The organism is Nocardia sp. NPDC005746, assembly GCF_040630785.1.
GTDB lineage: Bacteria > Actinomycetota > Actinomycetes > Mycobacteriales > Mycobacteriaceae > Nocardia.
Genome location: NZ_JBEXYE010000021.1, coordinates 73,930 through 92,669, shown reverse-complemented (window position 1 = coordinate 92,669; position 18,740 = coordinate 73,930). Strand labels below are relative to the sequence as shown.

General features: G+C 66.7%; 16 protein-coding genes and 1 tRNA gene. 9 read left to right on the top strand and 8 right to left on the bottom strand.

Features of this window, described 5'->3' with window-relative positions:
- The first annotated feature begins 10 nt into the window (after window positions 1-10).
- Entirely contained in the window at window positions 11-2,995 is a 2,985-nt protein-coding gene (locus tag ABZ412_RS30375; RefSeq protein ID WP_357286939.1) for a UPF0182 family protein, read from the top strand.
- 172 nt (window positions 2,996-3,167) lie between these two features.
- On the opposite strand, the gene ABZ412_RS30370 is transcribed toward ABZ412_RS30375, so the two are convergent.
- Window positions 3,168-3,704 (bottom strand): transglycosylase family protein, encoded by a 537-nt coding sequence (locus ABZ412_RS30370; RefSeq protein ID WP_357286936.1) that lies wholly within the window; start codon window positions 3,702-3,704, stop codon window positions 3,168-3,170.
- 532 nt (window positions 3,705-4,236) lie between these two features.
- On the opposite strand from ABZ412_RS30370, the gene ABZ412_RS30365 reads away from it, so the two are divergent.
- A tRNA-Met gene (locus ABZ412_RS30365) sits at window positions 4,237-4,310 on the top strand.
- A gap of 384 nt (window positions 4,311-4,694) precedes the next feature.
- Window positions 4,695-4,949: a hypothetical protein gene (locus ABZ412_RS30360; protein WP_357286933.1), complete on the top strand. Its 255-nt coding sequence runs from the start codon at window positions 4,695-4,697 to the stop codon at window positions 4,947-4,949.
- A 76-nt stretch (window positions 4,950-5,025) separates the two neighbouring features.
- On the opposite strand, the gene ABZ412_RS30355 is transcribed toward ABZ412_RS30360, so the two are convergent.
- Complete coding sequence (locus tag ABZ412_RS30355) at window positions 5,026-5,682, bottom strand: TetR/AcrR family transcriptional regulator (protein ID WP_357286931.1); 657 nt, start codon at window positions 5,680-5,682, stop codon at window positions 5,026-5,028.
- A gap of 122 nt (window positions 5,683-5,804) precedes the next feature.
- Between ABZ412_RS30355 and ABZ412_RS30350 the strand changes: the two genes are divergently transcribed.
- Window positions 5,805-6,179, top strand: a complete 375-nt coding sequence (locus tag ABZ412_RS30350; protein ID WP_357286928.1) for a nitroreductase family deazaflavin-dependent oxidoreductase — start codon at window positions 5,805-5,807, stop codon at window positions 6,177-6,179.
- A gap of 34 nt (window positions 6,180-6,213) precedes the next feature.
- Here the strand turns inward: ABZ412_RS30350 and ABZ412_RS30345 are convergent, their stop codons facing one another.
- Together ABZ412_RS30345 and ABZ412_RS30340 are read right to left on the bottom strand one after the other, a co-directional pair.
- Window positions 6,214-7,077, bottom strand: a complete 864-nt coding sequence (locus tag ABZ412_RS30345) for an SGNH/GDSL hydrolase family protein (protein WP_357286926.1) — start codon at window positions 7,075-7,077, stop codon at window positions 6,214-6,216.
- Between the two features lie 116 nt (window positions 7,078-7,193).
- Entirely contained in the window at window positions 7,194-7,850 is a 657-nt protein-coding gene (locus ABZ412_RS30340) for a TetR family transcriptional regulator (RefSeq protein WP_357286923.1), read from the bottom strand.
- 291 nt (window positions 7,851-8,141) lie between these two features.
- Here ABZ412_RS30340 and ABZ412_RS30335 point away from each other — a divergent pair, with 291 nt between their 5' ends.
- Together ABZ412_RS30335 and ABZ412_RS30330 are read left to right on the top strand one after the other, a co-directional pair.
- Window positions 8,142-8,747, top strand: coding sequence for a hypothetical protein (locus ABZ412_RS30335; protein ID WP_357286920.1), 606 nt, complete (start codon window positions 8,142-8,144; stop codon window positions 8,745-8,747).
- A gap of 34 nt (window positions 8,748-8,781) precedes the next feature.
- Complete coding sequence (locus ABZ412_RS30330; protein ID WP_357286917.1) at window positions 8,782-10,725, top strand: cellulase family glycosylhydrolase; 1,944 nt, start codon at window positions 8,782-8,784, stop codon at window positions 10,723-10,725.
- Window positions 10,726-11,160: 435 nt separating this feature from the next.
- Here ABZ412_RS30330 and ABZ412_RS30325 read toward each other — a convergent pair whose 3' ends face one another.
- Both ABZ412_RS30325 and ABZ412_RS30320 read right to left on the bottom strand, forming a co-directional pair.
- On the bottom strand, window positions 11,161-12,075 hold the full coding sequence (locus ABZ412_RS30325; protein WP_357286915.1) for an Ig-like domain-containing protein: 915 nt from the start codon (window positions 12,073-12,075) through the stop codon (window positions 11,161-11,163).
- Window positions 12,076-12,259: 184 nt separating this feature from the next.
- Entirely contained in the window at window positions 12,260-13,015 is a 756-nt protein-coding gene (locus ABZ412_RS30320; protein WP_357286913.1) for a hypothetical protein, read from the bottom strand.
- Between the two features lie 562 nt (window positions 13,016-13,577).
- On the opposite strand from ABZ412_RS30320, the gene ABZ412_RS30315 reads away from it, so the two are divergent.
- Window positions 13,578-13,883 (top strand): transposase, encoded by a 306-nt coding sequence (locus ABZ412_RS30315; RefSeq protein ID WP_357286910.1) that lies wholly within the window; start codon window positions 13,578-13,580, stop codon window positions 13,881-13,883.
- Window positions 13,884-14,211: 328 nt separating this feature from the next.
- Here ABZ412_RS30315 and ABZ412_RS30310 read toward each other — a convergent pair whose 3' ends face one another.
- Window positions 14,212-15,156 carry a LysR family transcriptional regulator gene (locus tag ABZ412_RS30310; protein ID WP_357286907.1) on the bottom strand — a complete coding sequence of 315 codons (945 nt, stop codon included), beginning with the start codon at window positions 15,154-15,156 and terminating at the stop codon, window positions 14,212-14,214.
- A 140-nt stretch (window positions 15,157-15,296) separates the two neighbouring features.
- Window positions 15,297-15,728: an SRPBCC family protein gene (locus ABZ412_RS30305; protein ID WP_357286905.1), complete on the bottom strand. Its 432-nt coding sequence runs from the start codon at window positions 15,726-15,728 to the stop codon at window positions 15,297-15,299.
- 168 nt (window positions 15,729-15,896) lie between these two features.
- Between ABZ412_RS30305 and ABZ412_RS30300 the strand changes: the two genes are divergently transcribed.
- Window positions 15,897-16,640 carry a protein phosphatase 2C domain-containing protein gene (locus ABZ412_RS30300; protein ID WP_357286902.1) on the top strand — a complete coding sequence of 248 codons (744 nt, stop codon included), beginning with the start codon at window positions 15,897-15,899 and terminating at the stop codon, window positions 16,638-16,640.
- Between the two features lie 95 nt (window positions 16,641-16,735).
- Entirely contained in the window at window positions 16,736-18,721 is a 1,986-nt protein-coding gene (locus ABZ412_RS30295) for a YhgE/Pip domain-containing protein (protein WP_357286899.1), read from the top strand.
- Window positions 18,722-18,740: the final 19 nt, after the last annotated feature.

Genomic DNA, 18,740 nt, shown 5'->3' with positions numbered 1-18,740 from the left:
GAGTGGCATCGTGGGCATGCGCCCCCCGACCGGCTTACCTTCGCTGTCGCGACGCAGCCGCATTCTGCTCGTCACGGCCCTGGTGCTGGCCGCGCTGTTACTGGTCGGGCCCCGGCTGACCGACGCCTATACCAACTGGTTGTGGTTCGGGGAGGTGGGGTTCCGCAACGTCTACCACACCGTGCTCCTCACCCGGGTGCTGCTGTTCCTGGTGGTCGCGGTGGTCGTGGCGGCGATCATCTGGCTGGCGCTGCTGCTGGCCTACCGCACCCGGCCAGTGTTCGTGCCGGTGAGCGGTCCCGGCGATCCGATCGCCCGCTACCGCACCACGGTGATGAGCCGGCTGCGTCTGTTCGGCCTGGGCATCCCGGTGCTCATCGGCGTGCTGTCGGGTCTGGTGGCGCAGTCGAACTGGGTGACGGTGCAGCTGTTCCTGCACGGCGGCCAGTTCGGGGTGCAGGACCCGCAGTTCCATCTCGACGTCGGCTTCTACGCCTTCGACCTGCCGTTCTACCGGATGGTGCTGAACTGGCTGTTCGTGGCGGTGGTGATCGCGTTCTTCGCGAACCTGGTGGCGCACTACGTCTTCGGCGGGCTGCGGCTGTCGGGGCGGGAGGGCACGCTGAGCAACTCCGCGCGGGTGCAGCTGGCGATCCTGGCCGGAATCTTCGTGGCGCTCAAGGCGGTCGCCTACTGGTTCGACCGGTACGCGCTGCTGTCGAGCACCCGCAAGGAGCCGACCTTCACCGGCGGTTCCTACACCGACATCAACGCGGTGCTGCCCGCCAAGCTGATCCTGCTGTCCATCGCGGTCATCTGCGCCATCGCCTTCTTCGCCGGAGTCGTGCTGCGCGACTTGCGCATTCCGGCCATGGCGGCGGCGCTGCTGGTGCTGTCCTCGGTGCTGGTGGGCGCGGTGTGGCCGCTGCTGGTGGAGCAGTTCTCGGTGCGCCCGAACGCGGCCACCAAGGAGCGCACCTATATCGAGCGCAATATCGCGGCCACCCGCGCCGCGTACGGGCTCACCCCGGACAAGGTCGAATACGTCAACTACAAGGGCGTGGCGACCAATGAGCAGGTCTCCTCGCCCGCGGACCAGCAGACCATCAAGAACATCCGCCTGCTGGACCCGAACCTGCTGACCCAGACGTTCATTCAGCGCAACCAGCAGCTGCAGAACTTCTACGGCTTCCCGGACCCGCTCGACATCGACCGCTACACCGTCAACGGTGAACTGAGCGACTACGTGGTGGCGGCGCGCGAACTCCAGCCGCAGAACCTGTCGGAGAACCAGACCAACTGGCTCAACAAGCACACCGTGTACACGCACGGCAACGGCTTCGTGGCCTCGCCCGCCAACAAGGTGAACGCGGCCCCGCCCAAGGAATCCCAGCAGGCCGGGCAGAGCGCGGGCAATGACTCCAACGGCGGCTACGGCTATCCCGTGTTCACCGTGGGCGACCTGTCCACGGTCAGCGACCTGATCACCAAGAAGGCCGGGCTCAAGGAGGCCATTCCGGTCGATCAGCCGCGCATCTACTACGGCGAGCTGATCTCCAAGACCGACGCCGACTACGCCATCGTCGGCGCGAACGGCCAGACCGCGCGTGAATACGACACCCCCACCGACCAGTTCACCTACGACGGCGCCGGTGGCGTGAAGATCGGCAACTGGTTCAACCGGCTGGCCTTCGCGGCCAAGTACGCCGAGCGCAACATCCTGTTCTCGGGCGCCATCGGGTCGGACTCGAAGATCATCTTCAACCGCAGTCCGCGCGAGCGCGTCACCAAGGTGGCGCCGTGGCTGACCGCCGACGGCGATGCGTACCCGGCCGTGGTGAAGGGCCGCATCGTCTGGATCGTGGACGCCTACACCAGCCTCGACAACTACCCGTACGCGCAGAAGACTCCGCTCGACGGCGCGGTCGAGGACAGCATCGACCAGGCCACGGGGCGTCTACTACCGCGCAAGGAAGTCTCCTACATCCGCAACTCGGTGAAGGCGACGGTGGACGCCTACGACGGGACCGTCAGCCTGTACGAGGTGGACAAGACCGATCCGGTGCTCAAGGCCTGGATGGGCGTGTTCCCGAACTCGGTGAAGCCGGAGAGCGAGATCTCCGACGAGCTGCGTTCGCACTTCCGGTATCCCGAGGACCTGTTCAAGGTGCAGCGCGAGATGCTGGCCAAGTACCACGTCGACGATCCGGTGGAGTTCTTCAATGGCAACGCCTTCTGGTCGGTGCCCAATGATCCGACCCAGGAGGGCGCGGCCAGCAGCGCCCATCAGCCGCCGTACTACGTGCTGCTCGGCGATCCGAAAACCGGTAAGCCGCAGTTCAATCTGACCAGCGCCATCGTGGGCTACAAGCGGAACTACATGTCCGCCTACCTGCAGGCGAATTCGGATCCGGCGAACTACGGCAAGCTGACGGTGCTCCGATTGCCCGCGGATTCACAGACCGCGGGCCCGGGCCAGACGCAGACGTCCATGACGACGGCCGATCAAGTGTCGCGGGACCGGAACCTGTTGACGGGCGGCAATGTCAACAAGATCAAGTACGGCAACCTGTTGACCTTGCCGGTCGGTGACGGCGGCATCCTCTACGTCGAACCCTGGTATCTGGAACGCAATACCGGCGGTCCGAACGCACCGTCCTTCCCGCAGCTGGTGAAGGTCCTGGCCAGCTACCGCGACAAGGTCGGCTACGGTGCGACGGTCAAGGAAGCCCTCGACCAGGTCCTGCCGGCCGCCGGCAATGCCGCGACCGACCAACCGGGACAAGCGGCCACGCCGCCCACCCAGGGCGCGACGCCGCCGGCCAATCCGCCTCCGCCGACCGGATCCACCGGTAAGGACGCGGCGGTGAAGCAGCTCGACGACGCGCTGCGGCAGGTGCAGGACGCGCAGAAGTCGGGCGATCTGGGCGCGCTGGGCAAGGCGCTCGAGCAGTTGCAGACCGCGGTGAACAACTACCAGAAGGCCGGTAGCTGATCCGTTGACGTGAGAGGCGCTGTCATCCGTTGGATGACAGCGCCTTTCGCTTTTCGCGACACGGAAATTACTGTCGCACAATAAGAATTATTGCCTCGAAATAGCGAAAGGTGCCGCGTCGCCATTGACGCAGCACCTTTCCATATCTTCCGGAAAAGGAAGGAGATTCGGGCTATTTGCCCCAGGTCTCGATGAGGCCGGCGTTCGAGGCGAGGATCTGGTTGTACTGATCCTGCACGCCCAGCTGCTCGGCGACGGTGTTGGCGACGCCCTTGGCCTGGTCGATCAGGGCCTGGCGGTCGGTGGGGGCCGCGGGGGCGACGGGCGCGGGGGCGGCGGGCTCCGGGGCGGGCTCGGGCTCGGAGATGCCCGTGCGCAGGTACTGGCCGCAGACCGGCCAGGCGCCGACGCCCTGGGAGGCGAGCACGTTCTCGGCCACCCGGATCTGCTCGGCCTTGCTGGCGTTGGCGGCGTTGCCGGAACCACCGTTGGCGGCCCAGGTGCTCTGCGAGAACTGCAGGCCGCCGTAGTAGCCGTTGCCGGTGTTGATGCCCCAGTTGCCGCCGCTCTCGCACTGGGCGACGCCGTCCCAGTCGTGGGCCGGAGCGGCGGAGGCGGTCGCGGTGAAGCCGAACGGGACGGCAACAAGTGCGCCGGTGACGGCGGCGAGGCCGAGGGCGCGGGTGTTGATCTTCCGGTTCTGTTTCATGTGTTTTTCCCTCCCTGTGCCGACCGGCCCGGCGCGGATGCTCCGCCGTGTCCCTGTCCCCAGGAGTCGGGGTGCTCGACCGCGGGACAGGGTTTCCGGAGTGCAGCGGTTCGAGTCGGAGCCCATCGCAGGTTTGGTCCGGGCCGCGACTGACGATAACGAGGAAATCTCGGTAGATCACGTCTTGATAACGTCAGAATTGCATGAAGCGAATGACTGAAAAATCGGCATTGATGCAGGTTGGCTATGCTGTAAATGCCAAGCCGGAACGGTCTGTTATCTCACCGTGATGTGACTCGAATCACCGATAATTTGTGACACCGGTCACGTTTCTGGCGCATGCCGGCGGCCATACGCGTGCGCGAGGCTCTCAAATGGGAGATTTTCACTTCGATTGCTCCGCTTATGGGCAACCGTCCGGTCCGATTCGCTCCGCGACCTTCGCCCAGCGGGCCCGAATCGCCCTCGAAATCCCGCCTGACCAGTCGATTTGGTGCATCTGCTCGGCCGTGTGTAATGTTGTGTTCACCGACGCGGGGTGGAGCAGCTCGGTAGCTCGCTGGGCTCATAACCCAGAGGTCGCAGGTTCAAATCCTGTCCCCGCTACTACGAAAAGGCCCGGAACCATCAGGTTCCGGGCCTTTCTCGCGTCTACGGACGAGTACGCGCCAACTGTTCGCCAGGAACCGGAGGTTGGCGTCGCCCGCCCAGATCGCATCCTTGGTCTCGAAGCTGCGCGCCGCGCCCAGCACGGGTCGATGTCGCGCTTGATCTACTCCGAGAATCGGCTCGAACGTAGCCCGCCGTTGACCTTGAATGCCTACCGTGGCGCACGTCGGCCCCCTCTGCGGGGGCGCAGACCCCTCGGCATTGCCCTTGGGCCTTCGTGGCATTCCCCGCGCGCGGTCGACCTCGGCGTACACCGCCTGCAGTGCGGGATTCGGGAGCATCACGATGATGCGACCGTTCGATCATCAGAAAGGTTCAGCAATGTTCGCAATGACCAGGCAAACGGTGGCTCGGGCCATCCTCGCCGGTGCTATTGCGGTGGCTCCGGTCACCGCCGTGACCGTCCCGACCCAGGCCGATGTGGTCACCAACTACGCCCCCACCCCTGTCGATCAGCACTCGGACCAGGTCAGGGACAGCAAGCACTTCTTGTTCCCTCCGGGCTGGGGAATCCCTCCGGGTTGGTACAAGCATCTACTGCCGTTCGAGTTCTTCGATTGGTTCGATTGGGACTGACGGAGCGTCCAATGGGGTGAGCGCCCCGCCGGCGGTGAGGACCTGGTCGAGGGTGATCGGTGCGTCGCCGCGTCGATCAGGGCTGCTTCCGGCGATCCTCGAGCGCATCGAGGATCAGGTCTAGGCCGTAGGCGAATTCGCCGGTGTGGTCGTAGTCCGTCCCGAGGGCGTGGTCGACGATCATTTCCCGCAGGTACGGCAATTGATCGGGCGGCAGGCGTTCGAGGATCCCGCCCGCGACATCGTCGACGTCGGCGGGCGTCGTCGCCGGCAGGTTCGCTTCTTGGAGAACGTATCCGCTGGTGTAGCTGTCGATGAGCGAAACCGCGTGCGCGGCGAGCGGTAGCGGGAAGCCCGCTGCGCGGAGTACGCCGAGCACCGCGTCGTGGCTGCGGAGCGTGGCCGGTCCCGGGTTGCGCCGGGAGTCCATGAGTCCGAGCGCCCAGCTGTGCCGCGAGAGAACCTCTCGGGCGGACCGGGCGCGCACGCGAATCGCGTCACGCCAGTCCCCGCCTCCGGGGGCGGGGAGTTCGATCGCAGCGAACACCGCGTCGACCACGCCGTCCAGGAGTCCGTCCTTGTTGGGCACGTGGTGGTACAGCGACATCGCCTCCACGCCCAGCTCCTGAGCCACCCGCCGCATCGTGATCGCTTCCGCGCCACCGCGATCCGCGACTCGGATGGCGGCTTCCAGCACGCGTTCCCTGCTCAGTGGTTGCGATGGTCGCGACACAGCGGCTCCCTGGACGAGATGTTGACAGGCTTACGATCGTAAGTCACCCTTACGCATGTAAGGGTGACTTACAACTGTAAGACACCGCGGTCATGCGCACTACCGTCAGAAGGAGATGCACCATGCCGATGCCGAGATGGTGGGGGCACGTGAACAAGCGGGTGTTCAACCCGCGCGCGATCGCGAGCGGGAAGTGGCCAGTGCTGACACACGTCGGCCGCGTCTCCGGCGCGACGTATCGCACCCCGATGGACGCCTACCCGGTCGACGGCGGCTACCTGTTCGTCCCCGTGTACGGATCGCGCTCGGATTGGGTGCGCAATGTCCTCGCGGCAGGCGGGGCCAGCCTCCGGATCGACGGGAAGGACGTGGAACTCACCGCACCGCGCCTGGTCGGAGCGGGCGAGGCGATCCAGGCCTTCCTCAACGAGGCGGTGCGTCCACCGAAATTGCTCCGCATCACCGAGTTCCTCCGCATGAACCTGGTCACGGACTGATCGTCCGCAGGTTCGACCCTGTCCCGCTACCTCCTCACAGCGCCGCTGCGATCAGGTTCGCGAACGCTTGTCCGCCTTGGGCATTGGGATGGAACGGCGCGGCCGGGGAGGCGGGCAGCAGCGGCTCGATCCACCGGTCCTGTGGGGCGGCGCACGAGTCGTGTCCGAAGCTCGCTCGACGCAGATCGACGAAGGTCGCGTTGTGCGTGGCGGCCTGTTCGGCGATGCGGTCACCGAGACGGTCGATGGTGGTCTGCAGGTAGTCGGCGTCGCGGGCTGTGATCGGGGCCGCGAGTTCCGGGCATCCGCCGGGGCGCAGGTATTGGCCGTAGCTGGTGATCACGACACGCGCGCGGGGTGCGCGGCGGGTGATCTCGTCGAGGGTGGCGCCGATGGTCGAGGCGGCGGCGTCCACCTTGTCCGCGAGTTGATCGACGCCGCCGCCGGTGAAGCGGTCCACGCAGGCGCGGGCGGCGTTGTCCGGCGCCGGGCTCAAGCAGCCGAGCAGGTCCTGGAACAGTCCGGCGTCGTTCGCTCCGATGGTGAGGGTGACCAGGTCGGTGCTCACGCTCAGGGCGTCGTACTGCGGTGTCGTGCCGCGTCCCCATCCGGGGCCGGCTTTGTCGAAGTCCTGGGCTTTGGCTCCGGAGCAGGTCGCGTTCCGGAAGTTCCGGATGCCCAGGGTGGCGGCCAGTCGTGCCGGATACCCGTTGTCGACCGACCGCAGGCAGCTCGCCGAGTCGCCGCCCTGTGCCGGTACCAGAGGTCCGGCCGCGAACGAGTCGCCCAGGGCGACGTACTCCCCATAACTGTGCGGGCTCGTGTCGGCTGCTGCCGGCGTGGTGAGCATCGTCGCGAAAGCCGCCGCGGCTGCGAGGCTGGTCAGTGCGGAACGCATATGTCCTCATCTCGATCGAGGCTGAAATCTGTGCGAATGTACAGGTTATTCGAATCTGTGCGTTTGTACAGGATTCTTTGGTGATTCGCTGCGCCGCTGGGGGTTTCGGGGAGCTACTAGGGTTCCGCCCCGACGCGTCGCTGCAGCAGCCGGTCGGCCGCGTCGCGTTCGGGCCCGGCGAGATGCGACAGCGTCAGCGCGCGCAATGCCTGATGCAGGGAATCGGCTTCCACCGCCCGGGTGCGCGGACGGCCGAGGCGATGCAGCAGGAAACCGTCGATCATGGCCACGATCTGCCCCGCCGCTTCTTCGGGGTCGACGGCCCCGCAGGCGCGCAGCACCCGGGCGGCGAGGGCTTCGAACTGTTCGAGCGCCTCGGTGACGGGACCCTCGAGCTCCGGTCGCCGCCCGGCGTCCAGGTACAGCTGGAACTGCGCGATCACCGCGGTGCGGGATCGAGCCGCGGTGACCGCGATGAGCCGCAGCAGCTCGTCGAGGGTGGGACGGTCGGCGAGGGCGTTCTCGAACATCGGCCCGAATTCGGCGATGCGGTCCCGGACCTGCAGCGCGAGCGCCTCGTCGATCAGATCCTGGACGGAGGCGAAGAAGTATCCGGTCGTCGCGCCGGGCAACTCGGCGCGGGCGGCCACCTTGCGATGGGTCACCGCCGCGGGTCCCTGCTCGGCGATCAACTCCAGCGCCGCGCGGACCAGCGCCTCGCGCCTCAGCCGGCTGCGTTCCTGTCGGGGTTGCTCGCGCGCGGGACCGCCCATGCCTCCCAAACCCTGTTCGGCGCACGGACATCCGGCATCCTGTGCGAATGCCCAGATTCTAGCCGCCGAGCTGCGGCCGGCGAATTCTCCGACCGCGAATGGGGAACCGGCAGGGGCGCACCGCCCTGAACCAGGGCGCTGACCGGGCGAAATGTTTTCACAAGCAAAACCTGTGGATCCATCCGAAATCAGCGTTTCACAGTGAAAAGACATCGTCTTACAGTTCTGCCGATGAGTCGGCCGCACCCGGATCGACGTTCTAATCAACCGCATTGCGTCCGAAGGAATTCAATGACACACCGAGCAACTCGGCACGGCATCGCCGTCGGCACCGCGACCGCCGCGGCGGCCTTGGCTCTGCTGAGTACCGGCGTGGCGCACGCCGCACCCGACTCCGTCACGTGGACCGACCGCGTCGCGAGCGTCACCCGCACCGTCAGCGACGCCACCCCGAAGGCCGGCGACACCATCACCGTCACCACCAAGTTCGAGCGCAGCACCAGCCCTGACCTCCAGCTCAACTGGGTCAAGGACTTCCACGACGCGTGCCTGACCTACGTCAGCGACTCGGCCAAGCTCGACGACGGTACCGGTGCGAAGGGTGTCGAGCCGTATCTCGAGATCAGGCCCGGATTCATCGCGGGAGATTTCATGTCCACCAGCTATCGCGTATTCGTCAAGGCCGCTGCCCCGGTCACCTTCACTGCCCAGTACACGGTCGGCGCGAGCTGCACCCGCGGCACCCCCCTCTCGAGCGGCACGTCCTATATGGGTTCGCTCGGCAAGGGCGATTACAACAGCTACGGCCCGTTCATCACTGTCGCCAAGGACGGCGACGGGGGTGGCGTCTCCACCGGCAGCCTCGGTTCGCTGCTCGGGACCGGGTCCAGCAAGTAGCACCCGGTGATCGACCTTCGGATGAGGAACTCGAATGACGTTGACTGAAAGCCGTTTTCGGCGACGGCCGGGGTGGGAGGCGCTGTCGGCATTCACCCTGGTCTCCGCGATGCTGCTGGCCCTGGGGATGTATTTCGCGCCTACCAGCGAAGCTTGGCCATGCCTTTTCACCGGATCTGCCGGGTGTGGAGGCTCAGGCTCGGGGGGATCGGATCTGAAAGGCCCGCTCAGCACCCGTGGGCGCTATATCGTCGACGCGAACGGCAACCGGGTCAAGCTGCAATCCGGTAACTGGCACGGCTCCAGTGGAACCTGGAACGGCAGCGGCGACGACGAGGATCCGGCCAACAACTCGGGTGGCGAGGTCGGGCATCGCGCGCCGCTCGGCTTGGAGCGCGTCTCGATGGACAAGCTGGTCAAGGACTTCAAGGCGCTGGGGCTGAACAGCGTCCGGCTGCCGTTCTCGAACGAGATGATCACCGACGACCGGCCGGTGCGGGGCCTGACCGCCAATCCCTCGCTCAACGGGCTGAAGCCGCTCGAGGTGTACGACCGGGCTGTGCAGGCGTTGACCGATGCCGGGCTCGGCGTCATCCTCAACAACCACACCACCACCACGAAGTGGTGCTGTTCGAACGACGGCAACGAATTCTGGAATTCGGGCCAGTCCACCGGCAAATGGGTGGATGACTGGGCGTTCATGGCCGCCCGGTACAAGGGCAACCCGGGCGTCATCGGCGCGGACCTGCGCAACGAGATCCGGCGGACCACCTGGAATGACCCCAACGTGGGTTGGGGCGACGACCAGGACTGGGAGGCGGCCTCCCGTCAGGCCGGTGATCGAATCCTGACCACCGCCAACCCGAATCTGCTCATCATGATCGAGGGCCTGAACTGGCAGGGAATTCCCTCCGACCTGTTCCCGCACCAACGCCCCATGCTGAAGCCGCAGGTCTGGCTGAGCTCGACGCTCACTCGCTCGCACAAGGTCGTGTACAGCGCGCACTTCTACGGCTACATCGGCCCGAACCACACCGGCGCGACCGGCTTGGGCGAAACCCACGACACTCGCTTCCGCGAAATGTCCCGCGATGACCTGTTCCGGTCGATGGACGAGCTGGCCGGATACGTGGCGACCACGCCCGACAAGCACTTCACCGCACCGGTGTGGGTCAGTGAATTCGGCGTCGGAACTCAGGCCACCGACCAGGACAAAGCCTGGTTCGCGAACATGGTCGACTACCTGATCAGCCGCGACCTGGACTGGGCCTACTGGCCGATGGTCGGGTACCAGACCCCGGATCAAGGCGACAACTGGGGATTGCTGCGTTACGCCGCCGACGGCAACCTGAGCAGCGTCACCTCCAACGGCGGTGACTGGCGCGGTGGGTACTTCCGTCGACTGGTGGGCGAGAAGGGCAAGTCCGGGCAGGTCACGCCGATGCGCACCTGGTCGATGCTCTACGGCACCAACTCCGACCACAACGCGTCGCTGCGGGCGGGCAACGATTGGGATTCCGGCGCAACGAAAATGGTGTGCCCCGATGACCAGCGCCTGATCGGGATCAGCGCGACGGGCAGGCGAGGTCTGTGCACCGACTCGAACGAGGGCGACCTGTGGAAGCCCGGCACGCTCGCGAACAAGGTGAACGAGGAGCGGGTGGACACCGACTGGGCCAACGGCTTCACCAAGTACCAGTGCCAGAACGGGCAGTTCATGATCGGTTACAGCCTGAACGGCGGCGGCATGTCGGCCATCCTGTGCGCCCCCGGCCGCATCCCCCTCGCCGGCGCGGGTCGCACCGTGTGGGACGACAAGGGCGACAACCGCCCGGCCTCCGGCGAAGGCGGAGACTACGCCAAGGATCACTACAAGGGCCAGTGCAATTCCGACGAGTATGCCGCGGGCATCGGCTTCTCTTGGGCCAACGCTCGAGGCGGTCACCCGGACGCTCTCTACTGCCGCAAGCTCAAGTAGGCGCGCTTCCTGAGTAATTCGAGCCGCACCCGGCCACCGGGTGCGGCTCGATCCGTGTCAGGGTGAGGGGGCCGTGTCCGATGCCGGGACTTGTTGGATCCCACGGGGTTCAGGTCCGGCCGGGCGCGCTCGGATCGTCGCCGGATGGGCTAGCCCGTCGCGGTCGACCGGATCTGCTACGCCTGCTGACGAATTGAGCTGCTCTTGTGTCGGCCACCCGGAGACCAGGTCGCCGCCAGTGCCGCTGTCGTGGGGCGGCGTTGGGCCGCGGCCTGGATCACGCCACCGGCTGTGGCAACCGGCCTACGCGAGCGGTCACCCCGCGATGTTGGGATGCACCTCGACGCCCACGTGCTCGAAGCTGGGAACCAGACACGAAAGCGGCCCGGAACCGTGTGGTTCCGGGCCGCTCTGCGTTCAGCCGGCTGGTCGTGGCTACTGGCTGGACCCGGTGCCGCCGAGCAGGGAGCCGAGGCTGCCGAGAATGCCGTCCGCGCTACCTGTACCGCCGGTGCCTCCCGTTCCGCCCGAGGACGCGACAGTGACGCTCGCGGTCGCCTGGGAGCCGGACGTGCCGTTCGAACCGGAGTATTCGGCGGTAACGGTGTGCTGGCCCGCGGTGGCGGGGGTCCACTGGACGGTCGCCTTGCCGGTGCTGTCGACCTGGGGGGTGCCGATGACGGTGCTGCCGTCCTTGAACGTGACCGAGCCTCCGGCCTGGGCCGGGGCGACGGTCGCGGTCAGGGTGATGGCCTTGCCGGCCACCGCGCCGGTCACCGGAGCCAGCGTGGTGGTGGATGTGGCCGTGGCCTTGGTAACGGTGATCGAAGGTCCCTTGTCGGTGAAGGTGGCCTTCCCAGCGCTCGACAGGTACTCCATGCCGCTTGCGAGCGCCACGTCCTCCGCACAGTCGGTGCCGACCGTGTACTGGGCGCTGAACGTGGGCGATGAGACGTTGCCCGGCTTCGCGATCACCTGGTAGGTGGTGGCGGTGAAATCACCCGCGATGAAGGTGGACTGGATCTCCAGGTGGGGCTCCACAGGATGGTCGCCGCTGCTATCGGTCACCTTCGCCGAATTCGCGACATAGGTCAGGCAGGCGTCGTGGAAGTCCTTGAACCAGTTGATCTTCTCCTCGGAACCGGACCGCTCGATCTTGGTGCTGACGGTGATCTTCTCGCCCGCCTTCGGAGTCGAATTGCTCACCGTCCGGGTGTAATGGCTGGAGCCGTTGTCCCAGCTGATCGTCGCGGGGGCCGCGCCGGCAGCGGCGGAACCCAGCAGCGTCATCGCACCGAGGGCGACGGTGGCGGCCGCGCCGACGGCGGCGCGGGCGGATGCGTGTGTCATCGAGATGTCCTTTGTCATTGACGGGATTTCGGAACTCCGTCCGATGCGTCGAGCACCGCCGGCCGATTCGGCTGTGGGAGAAGAACCGGCGGCCGGCGGTGCTCGACAGGCCCCCGCTGCGGAGGGGCCGTATGCGAGCCGGGATCTATCGGCTCGCACGTTCTTTCGCGGTGTCGGGTCTCGCCTAGGACCCGGCGGAACCGGTGAGGGCCGCCAGACCCGGGAGACGCGACGACCCCGAGTTGCTGTTGCCGGACCCGGAGTTGCCGCCCGGAGTGCCGCCGGGGTTGCCACCCGGGTTCCCGGCCGTCACCGTGGTCCTGGTCAGGGTCGGCGCGGAACCGGGATAGCACTTCACGGGCACGTCGACCGCGCCGAGGATGGTGCCCGAATCCACCGATGCGGTGAAGGTGAGACCCGGATCGTCGAAGCTGGTGCCCGCGAGAGTGCTGGTGATGGTCCCGGCCGCGGACGCGGTGACGTTCACGGTCACCGCGGGCAGGGTGAAACTGGCTCCGGCCGTGGCGGTCCCGGGCGCGTCGAGGGTGATCCGGCCACCCGACTGCCCGACCGTCGCGGCGACCGTGCCGCCGGAGACCGTGCTCGATACATACGTCGAATTCGTGGGAACCGGCATGAACAGCTTGAATCCGCGCAGACTGCGGAGGGCATGGCCGGAGACCGAGTCGGGGACCTCTTGGGCCGCCGGCGTGAGCGTAATCGCCACCGCGTCACCGACGCTCGCGACACTCGGTGCGGCGCCCGATACCCCCAGTGCCATCGGGAAAGTCTGCGCCTCTCCGATCGGGGGCTTGGCTTGGCACTGGAAGTCGATGGTCGTCGGAGCCTGCGAATCCGCCTGGGCGGGGCCGGCAGCGAGACCGAGCGGCAGCAGCGCCAGGGACGTGACGACGGACGCTCGCACGAGGCTGGGCTTCATGGATGTACTCCTCCGGCAAAAACGGCATTGAATGGGAGTGTTCGGGGCTTCGTATTCGCGCCCGAATGCCGTAATTACGCTAGAACACCAAGGGGGACAAGAAAAATCAGAATCTCGGGTCCATTCACAAGGCTGATCTGTCAATCGTTGCCGCGATTGACAAGTCGGACGTGACAATCGGCAACAAGAATTGATTTATCGAGAGATCGCAGGTCAGGTAGTGTTCGGTGTCGGTCCGGAAAGTACGGGAGCGAGCCGATGAGTGCTCTAATTCCAAATCTCCATCTGCATGTGGAATTGGGTCCACTGGTCCTGGACTACCGAGGTCAGGCTGATCAGATCGGCGAAGTGGCCGGCGAACTGGCGGCCGCCGGACTCGCGGCGGTCAGGGTCGATGACCGGGTAACCGCCGAGATGCCGTGGCTGCCGTGCTCTCGGCTGTGGTGTCCGCGAGTCGGCGCGATTGACAGCCTCCGCTTGTGAACGATCCCGAAATCGTGGTTTCACCCGGGTTCCCTTGTGAGCTAACGTTTCTCGTCATCAGCTAGAGAGGAGTTCGCCCGTGGCGCCACCCAGAAAATACCCCGATGCGCTGCGGGCGCACGCCGTCCGGCTGTACCGGGAGTCCGATCCCAAGCCGACCTTCCGCGGGATGGCCGCCGAACTCGGGGTGCATCACGAAGCGCTGCGCCTGTGGATCAGGCAGGCGGAAAGCGAAGCGGGCGTGGGCGAATCGAGTGGCTGCGAGCGCCTAGCGGAGGAGAACAGGCGGCTCCGCAAGCGCATTGCGGACCTGGAACGGCTGATCGCGATCATGCGCGCCACCAGGGTGCCGGTCGCGCCGATCGGCGACCGAATGCGCCTGTAATGACCAATAATTCGTGCTTGTGGGTGGATCGGAAAGAGTGACTTCTCTCTGAATCCGTTCCTGGATAGCGTCTTCGGCTGGAGCTCATCCCACACTGGATCGGGTCTCGAAGTGAGTCGATGGGGTGGCGCCACACAACGGTGCCACCCCATCGACTGCGTTCAGTGAAAGCTGTTGGCCGCACAGGCAATATGCGGTGTCGCCCTCGGCCGTACGCGTCCAACGCGGCATCAATTGATGCGCCGATAGGCAATTCGCTCTCTTGAAGCACGGGAAGAACGCCGGCCGAGAGGGCGAATTGTCCTGCGGTTGTCTGGGTGATCCACGTTCACAGGCGGAACGGCATCGTCCGGTCGGTGAAGTCGGGGCGCTGCAGCGGGTCGACCAGGTCGTGGCGGGTGTCTCGAATATTCGTGGCCACGTCGACGAAGGAGCGCACCAGGGCGCTCTCGCCCGACGCGCGCCAGCCGACCGCGACCTCGCTCGGGGCGGCGCCGGTGATCGGCACCAGCCGGATCCCCGGGAACGGCAGCCAGCGTGCGGCGGCCACCGTGACCACGATGCCGAGGCCCAGGGGCACCTTGTATTGGGATTCCAGCGCCGACGCGGTGCGGTGGGTGATCGTTGCCGGAGCGTCGCGGTAGGCGTCCAGTTCCCAGAAGGCGTTCCATTCCCGGTCCTTGGAGGACGCGCCGATGATGGTCTCGTGCACCAGGTCTGCCACGTGGACCTGGGTGCGATCGGCGAGCCGATGGTCGGTGGGGAGCATGACCATCAGAGGCTCGGTGAACAGGGTTTCGCAGTGGATTCCGTCGTCGGCGAAGGGCCGCCGGACGAGGGCGATATCCACCGCGCCATCGCGCAGCCCCGCGGTCGGGTCGTCGAAACTGGACTGCCGCTGCTGCACGATGACCCCGGGATGGCGCTGCTGGAACGCGTCCAGGATCGGTTCGGTGAGGGTCAGCGCCGCACCTTCGAGGGTCCCCAGGACCAGGCGATCCTGCTCCGCGTGCTGGATGTCGCGGGCGCGCTCGATCGCCGTGTCCAGGTCGTCGATTCGGTCGATCTCCCGCAGGAACGCCGAACCGGCCGCCGTCATCTCGATGGCGGGTGTGGTGCGGGCGAACAGGACGATGTCCAGCGCCCGCTCCAGCTGCCTCATTTGCGCGTTCACGCTCTGCTGGGAAATGCACAGCTGCTGCGCGGCGCTCGCGAAACTCTTCTCCTCGGCGACCGTCATGAGGCAGCGCAATTGTTGGGTATGCACCTGCATGGCTGAATTCTAGACATGCGATCGCTGTATCCGTATTTACAATTTGCGCTTGTCAGTGGAGGGGAATTCGTGGTTTCTGATCGGAAGGAATAGTGCGCCGACTCCTTCGGGCGTTGAATTCCCCTGCCGCCGAGCGATATTCAGCCGTAGAGCTGGACGAAGCGTTCCAGGGACCGTTCGACGTCTCCGCGCAGGGCGCGCGCGACCGCCGAGCCGATGGGCCCGAACAGGGGTGCGCCGCCCAGTTCGAAGTGCGCGGTGACCTGCGAGCCGGTCGAACTCGGTGCCACGCGCAGTTCGATGCCGAATTTGGTGCCGCCGATTCCGGAACCGTTGAGGATCAGGCGGTTCGGGGGTTCGGCGGTCTTGACCGTCCAGGTGACCCGGTTGCGGAAGCCCTTGACGGTGGCGACGCCGATGAGTCGGGTGCCGGGCGTGAGGTCGTCGGGGATCGGTCCGCGCCAGCCTTCGTGCAGGGTCAGCCACTTGTCCAGTTCGGGCAGGTCGGAGGCGTGCGACCAGGCCTGGTCGGGCGGGATCGGGACGTCTACGGAAACCTTGAGCTTGGCCACGGATGCGATGGTATCCGTTACAGGGCGTAGCACTGAATACGCGGGGTCGGTTCGGCGGTTCCTCAGCAAGCCCACAGGCAATTCGGGAGCGGAGCAGGGGTTTCGCCCGTTGAATGGGTAGTGCTGGTCGTCAGCACCCCGTGAGACCGAGTCCCAGGAGGTCGGGTCGTGCACACCGAAGCCATCGAGGTGGAAGAAGCCGATGCCGGCGCGCTGCTCGTCCGGGTGGCGGGATTGGGGGTGACCCGACTGGGGCGTCGGACCGTCAACGCCGATGCCTTCGCCACGTTCACGGATACGCGGAGTGGGCGCAGCGCTTTCGTGGTGGCCGACGGGGTCGGTGATCATTTGGCGGCGGCCCGTGCGGCACGGCTGGCGGCCTCGATCGGGGCGAAGGTGGCGGTCACGGAGGGTGCGCAGGCTGCGATCCTGGCGGCGCAAAAGGGATTGGTGGACGAGCTACCCGAGTCGGCCGCCGACTGTGTGCTGGTGGTCGCAGTGCTGCCGAATCAGGGGCAGCCGGACGGTCCGTGCGATGTCGCGTGGGTCGGCGACTGCCGGGCCTACCGCTGGAACGGCCGTGTCCTGCACCGCATGACCACCGATCACACCGTGGCCGAATATTTCCGGGCGCGCGGGCACGATCCGCTGCCTGGCATGCGGCATCTGGTGACCACGTCGGTGCGCACGGTGCGCCCCGGCGATATCGGGCGCGCCTCCACCGGGTCGAGCGCGGGGCGGCTGCTGCTGTGCAGTGATGGGGTGGGCAAGCAGCTGGGCATGCCGCTCATCAAATCGATCCTGGCGCAGGGTTCCTCGGTGGGTCAGGTCGCGGAGGGTCTGGTCGGTACGGCGCTCGCGCGCGGCGGCACTGATAACACGACCGCGTTGGTGGTGGACGCGATTCGCTGACTCGGCAGGACAATTTCCCCGAATCCCCACATACTGGACGAGCGACCAACTAGCTTTGGCTCGAACGTTTCACTGGGCAGCATCGGGGTTTCGCCGTGGCAGACAGATCGACATCCATTCGCGCACGCATCGGCGAGCTGCTCCGGACGCGCCGGGCCTCGGGTCCGCTTCGGGTCCTGGTGGTGCTGTTCCTGGTGGTGCCGACGCTCATCTCAGCGGTCTACATGTGGATCATGTGGGACCCGGAGCTGTATCTGAAGCGGATCCCGGTGGCGGTCGCCAGCGACGATGTGGGCGGCGTCTCCGACGGCAAGGCCCAGAACATGGGGACCGAGATTCTCGACACCCTGGTGTCCGGCGGTGAGCTGCAGTTCCATCGGGTCAGCAGCGCCGAAGCCGTGCAGGGCCTGCGCGAGAGCCGCTACGCGTTCTCGGTCGTCATCCCCGCGGATTTCACACGCAGTGTGCTGAGCGTGACCGATCCTGTGCCGCAGCGCGCCCGAATCGCGGTCTGGTACAACGACTTCAACGGCACCCTCGGCCCGGCCGTCGCCAATAGCGTGATCGCCGACGCCCAGAATCAGATCGCCGCCACCATCGGCCGCAGCTACGCCTCGCAGATCCTGGTCGGCGTCAACAGTCTCGGCGCGGGCATCGGTGACGCGTCGAAGGGCGCGACCCAGTTGGCGCAGGGCACCGCTCAGCTGGCCGACGGCTCCGGGCAACTCTCGACCGGTCTCGACGAGGCCGCCACCGGCGCTTCCCAACTGGTCGCGGGCACCCGCGAACTCCACACCGGCACCGTGCAACTCGCCGACGGCGCCCACGAGCTGGTTTCCGGCACCGACCAGCTCGGCACCGGCGCGACCCAGATCCGCGACGGCGTCGACCAGATCATCACGCCCCTGCTCGACGTGGTCGAACCCGCCGGAAAGCTCGCGACGCAGCTGACCCCGCTGCTCGACGAGCTGAGCAAGAACCCCGATCCGTCCGTGGCCGACGCCGCCACCCAGCTGAAGGGTTTGATCGGCCAGCGCCCCGGCGACCCCGATTCCCTGGTCGGCCAGCTCACCCAATTGCGGGACGGCACCAAGGAACTGGCCCGCCAGCTCACCGACCCCAAGGCCGAATACCGCGCAGGCGTCCTCGCCCTGGCCGACGGCTCCACCCAACTCCGCGACGGCGCGGTCCAACTCGGCGCGGGCGCCACCGAACTCTCCACCGGCCTGCGCCAACTCGCCGACGGCGGCCACGAACTCCGCTCCGGCGTCACCCAATTGGACGACGGCGCCACCCAACTCGACACCGGCCTCCGCGACGGCGCCTCCGCCGCCCCCCACATCACCGACACCACGGCCTCCGCCGACGTGATCGCCCAGCCCGTCACCATGGACGTCCGCAACCAGGAGCCGAGCCAACTGGTCCGCGGCGGCGACCGCAGCCACAAGGAGATCGCCCGCGGCGCGGGCCCGGTCTTGGTGGTCATGGGCGCGTTCCTGGCCGCCATCGTGCTCTGGATGCTGGTGCGCCCGTGGCGTGGAGCCGCGACCGGCCGCACCCCCTGGCGACGCACCGCCGTACCTCTGCTGCGGGGCTCCGCGGTCGGCGCGGCCGGTGTCATCGTCCTGACCGCGCTGGCCGCCGGCTACGGCAGTTCGGCAGGCTGGTCGCCAGAGCAGTGGCCGGTCATGGCGGCCGTGATCGTCTTGGTCGGCGCGGTGGCCGCGGTCACCACGCAATTGTTCATCGTGGTGTTCGGCCGCGTCACCGGCTCGATCGCCGCTTTCGCCTTCTATATGTTCCAGATCTTCACCTTCGGCGGTGTATTCCCCGCGGGCACAACCCCTCCCGCGTTCCGTCCCTTCGAGGACATCGCCCCGATGACCTTCGCCCGCCGTGCCGTCATCCGCGCCGACATCGCCCTGTACGACACCATGTTCTGGACCTCGATCGCCGTCCTGGTCGCCATGCTCCTCACGGCTTTCGCCCTCATGCTCGTCGCCCGCCACCTCACCACCACCGACCGCTCCACCCCCGCGGCCACCCCCGAGCCCCTGCACCCCACCCCGACTCCGGCCTGAAAACAGCCCCTGACGAGCC

What these genes read in the sequence shown, in the direction of transcription:
- ABZ412_RS30370 (WP_357286936.1), bottom strand. Translation starts at nt 3,704, where the DNA reads ATGAAACAGAACCGGAAGATCAACACCCGCGCCCTCGGCCTCGCCGCC.
- ABZ412_RS30360 (WP_357286933.1), top strand. Translation starts at nt 4,695, where the DNA reads ATGTTCGCAATGACCAGGCAAACGGTGGCTCGGGCCATCCTCGCCGGT.
- ABZ412_RS30350 (WP_357286928.1), top strand. Translation starts at nt 5,805, where the DNA reads ATGCCGATGCCGAGATGGTGGGGGCACGTGAACAAGCGGGTGTTCAAC.
- ABZ412_RS30345 (WP_357286926.1), bottom strand. Translation starts at nt 7,077, where the DNA reads ATGCGTTCCGCACTGACCAGCCTCGCAGCCGCGGCGGCTTTCGCGACG.
- ABZ412_RS30340 (WP_357286923.1), bottom strand. Translation starts at nt 7,850, where the DNA reads ATGGGCGGTCCCGCGCGCGAGCAACCCCGACAGGAACGCAGCCGGCTG.
- ABZ412_RS30335 (WP_357286920.1), top strand. Translation starts at nt 8,142, where the DNA reads ATGACACACCGAGCAACTCGGCACGGCATCGCCGTCGGCACCGCGACC.
- ABZ412_RS30330 (WP_357286917.1), top strand. Translation starts at nt 8,782, where the DNA reads ATGACGTTGACTGAAAGCCGTTTTCGGCGACGGCCGGGGTGGGAGGCG.
- ABZ412_RS30325 (WP_357286915.1), bottom strand. Translation starts at nt 12,075, where the DNA reads ATGACACACGCATCCGCCCGCGCCGCCGTCGGCGCGGCCGCCACCGTC.
- ABZ412_RS30320 (WP_357286913.1), bottom strand. Translation starts at nt 13,015, where the DNA reads ATGAAGCCCAGCCTCGTGCGAGCGTCCGTCGTCACGTCCCTGGCGCTG.
- ABZ412_RS30310 (WP_357286907.1), bottom strand. Translation starts at nt 15,156, where the DNA reads ATGCAGGTGCATACCCAACAATTGCGCTGCCTCATGACGGTCGCCGAG.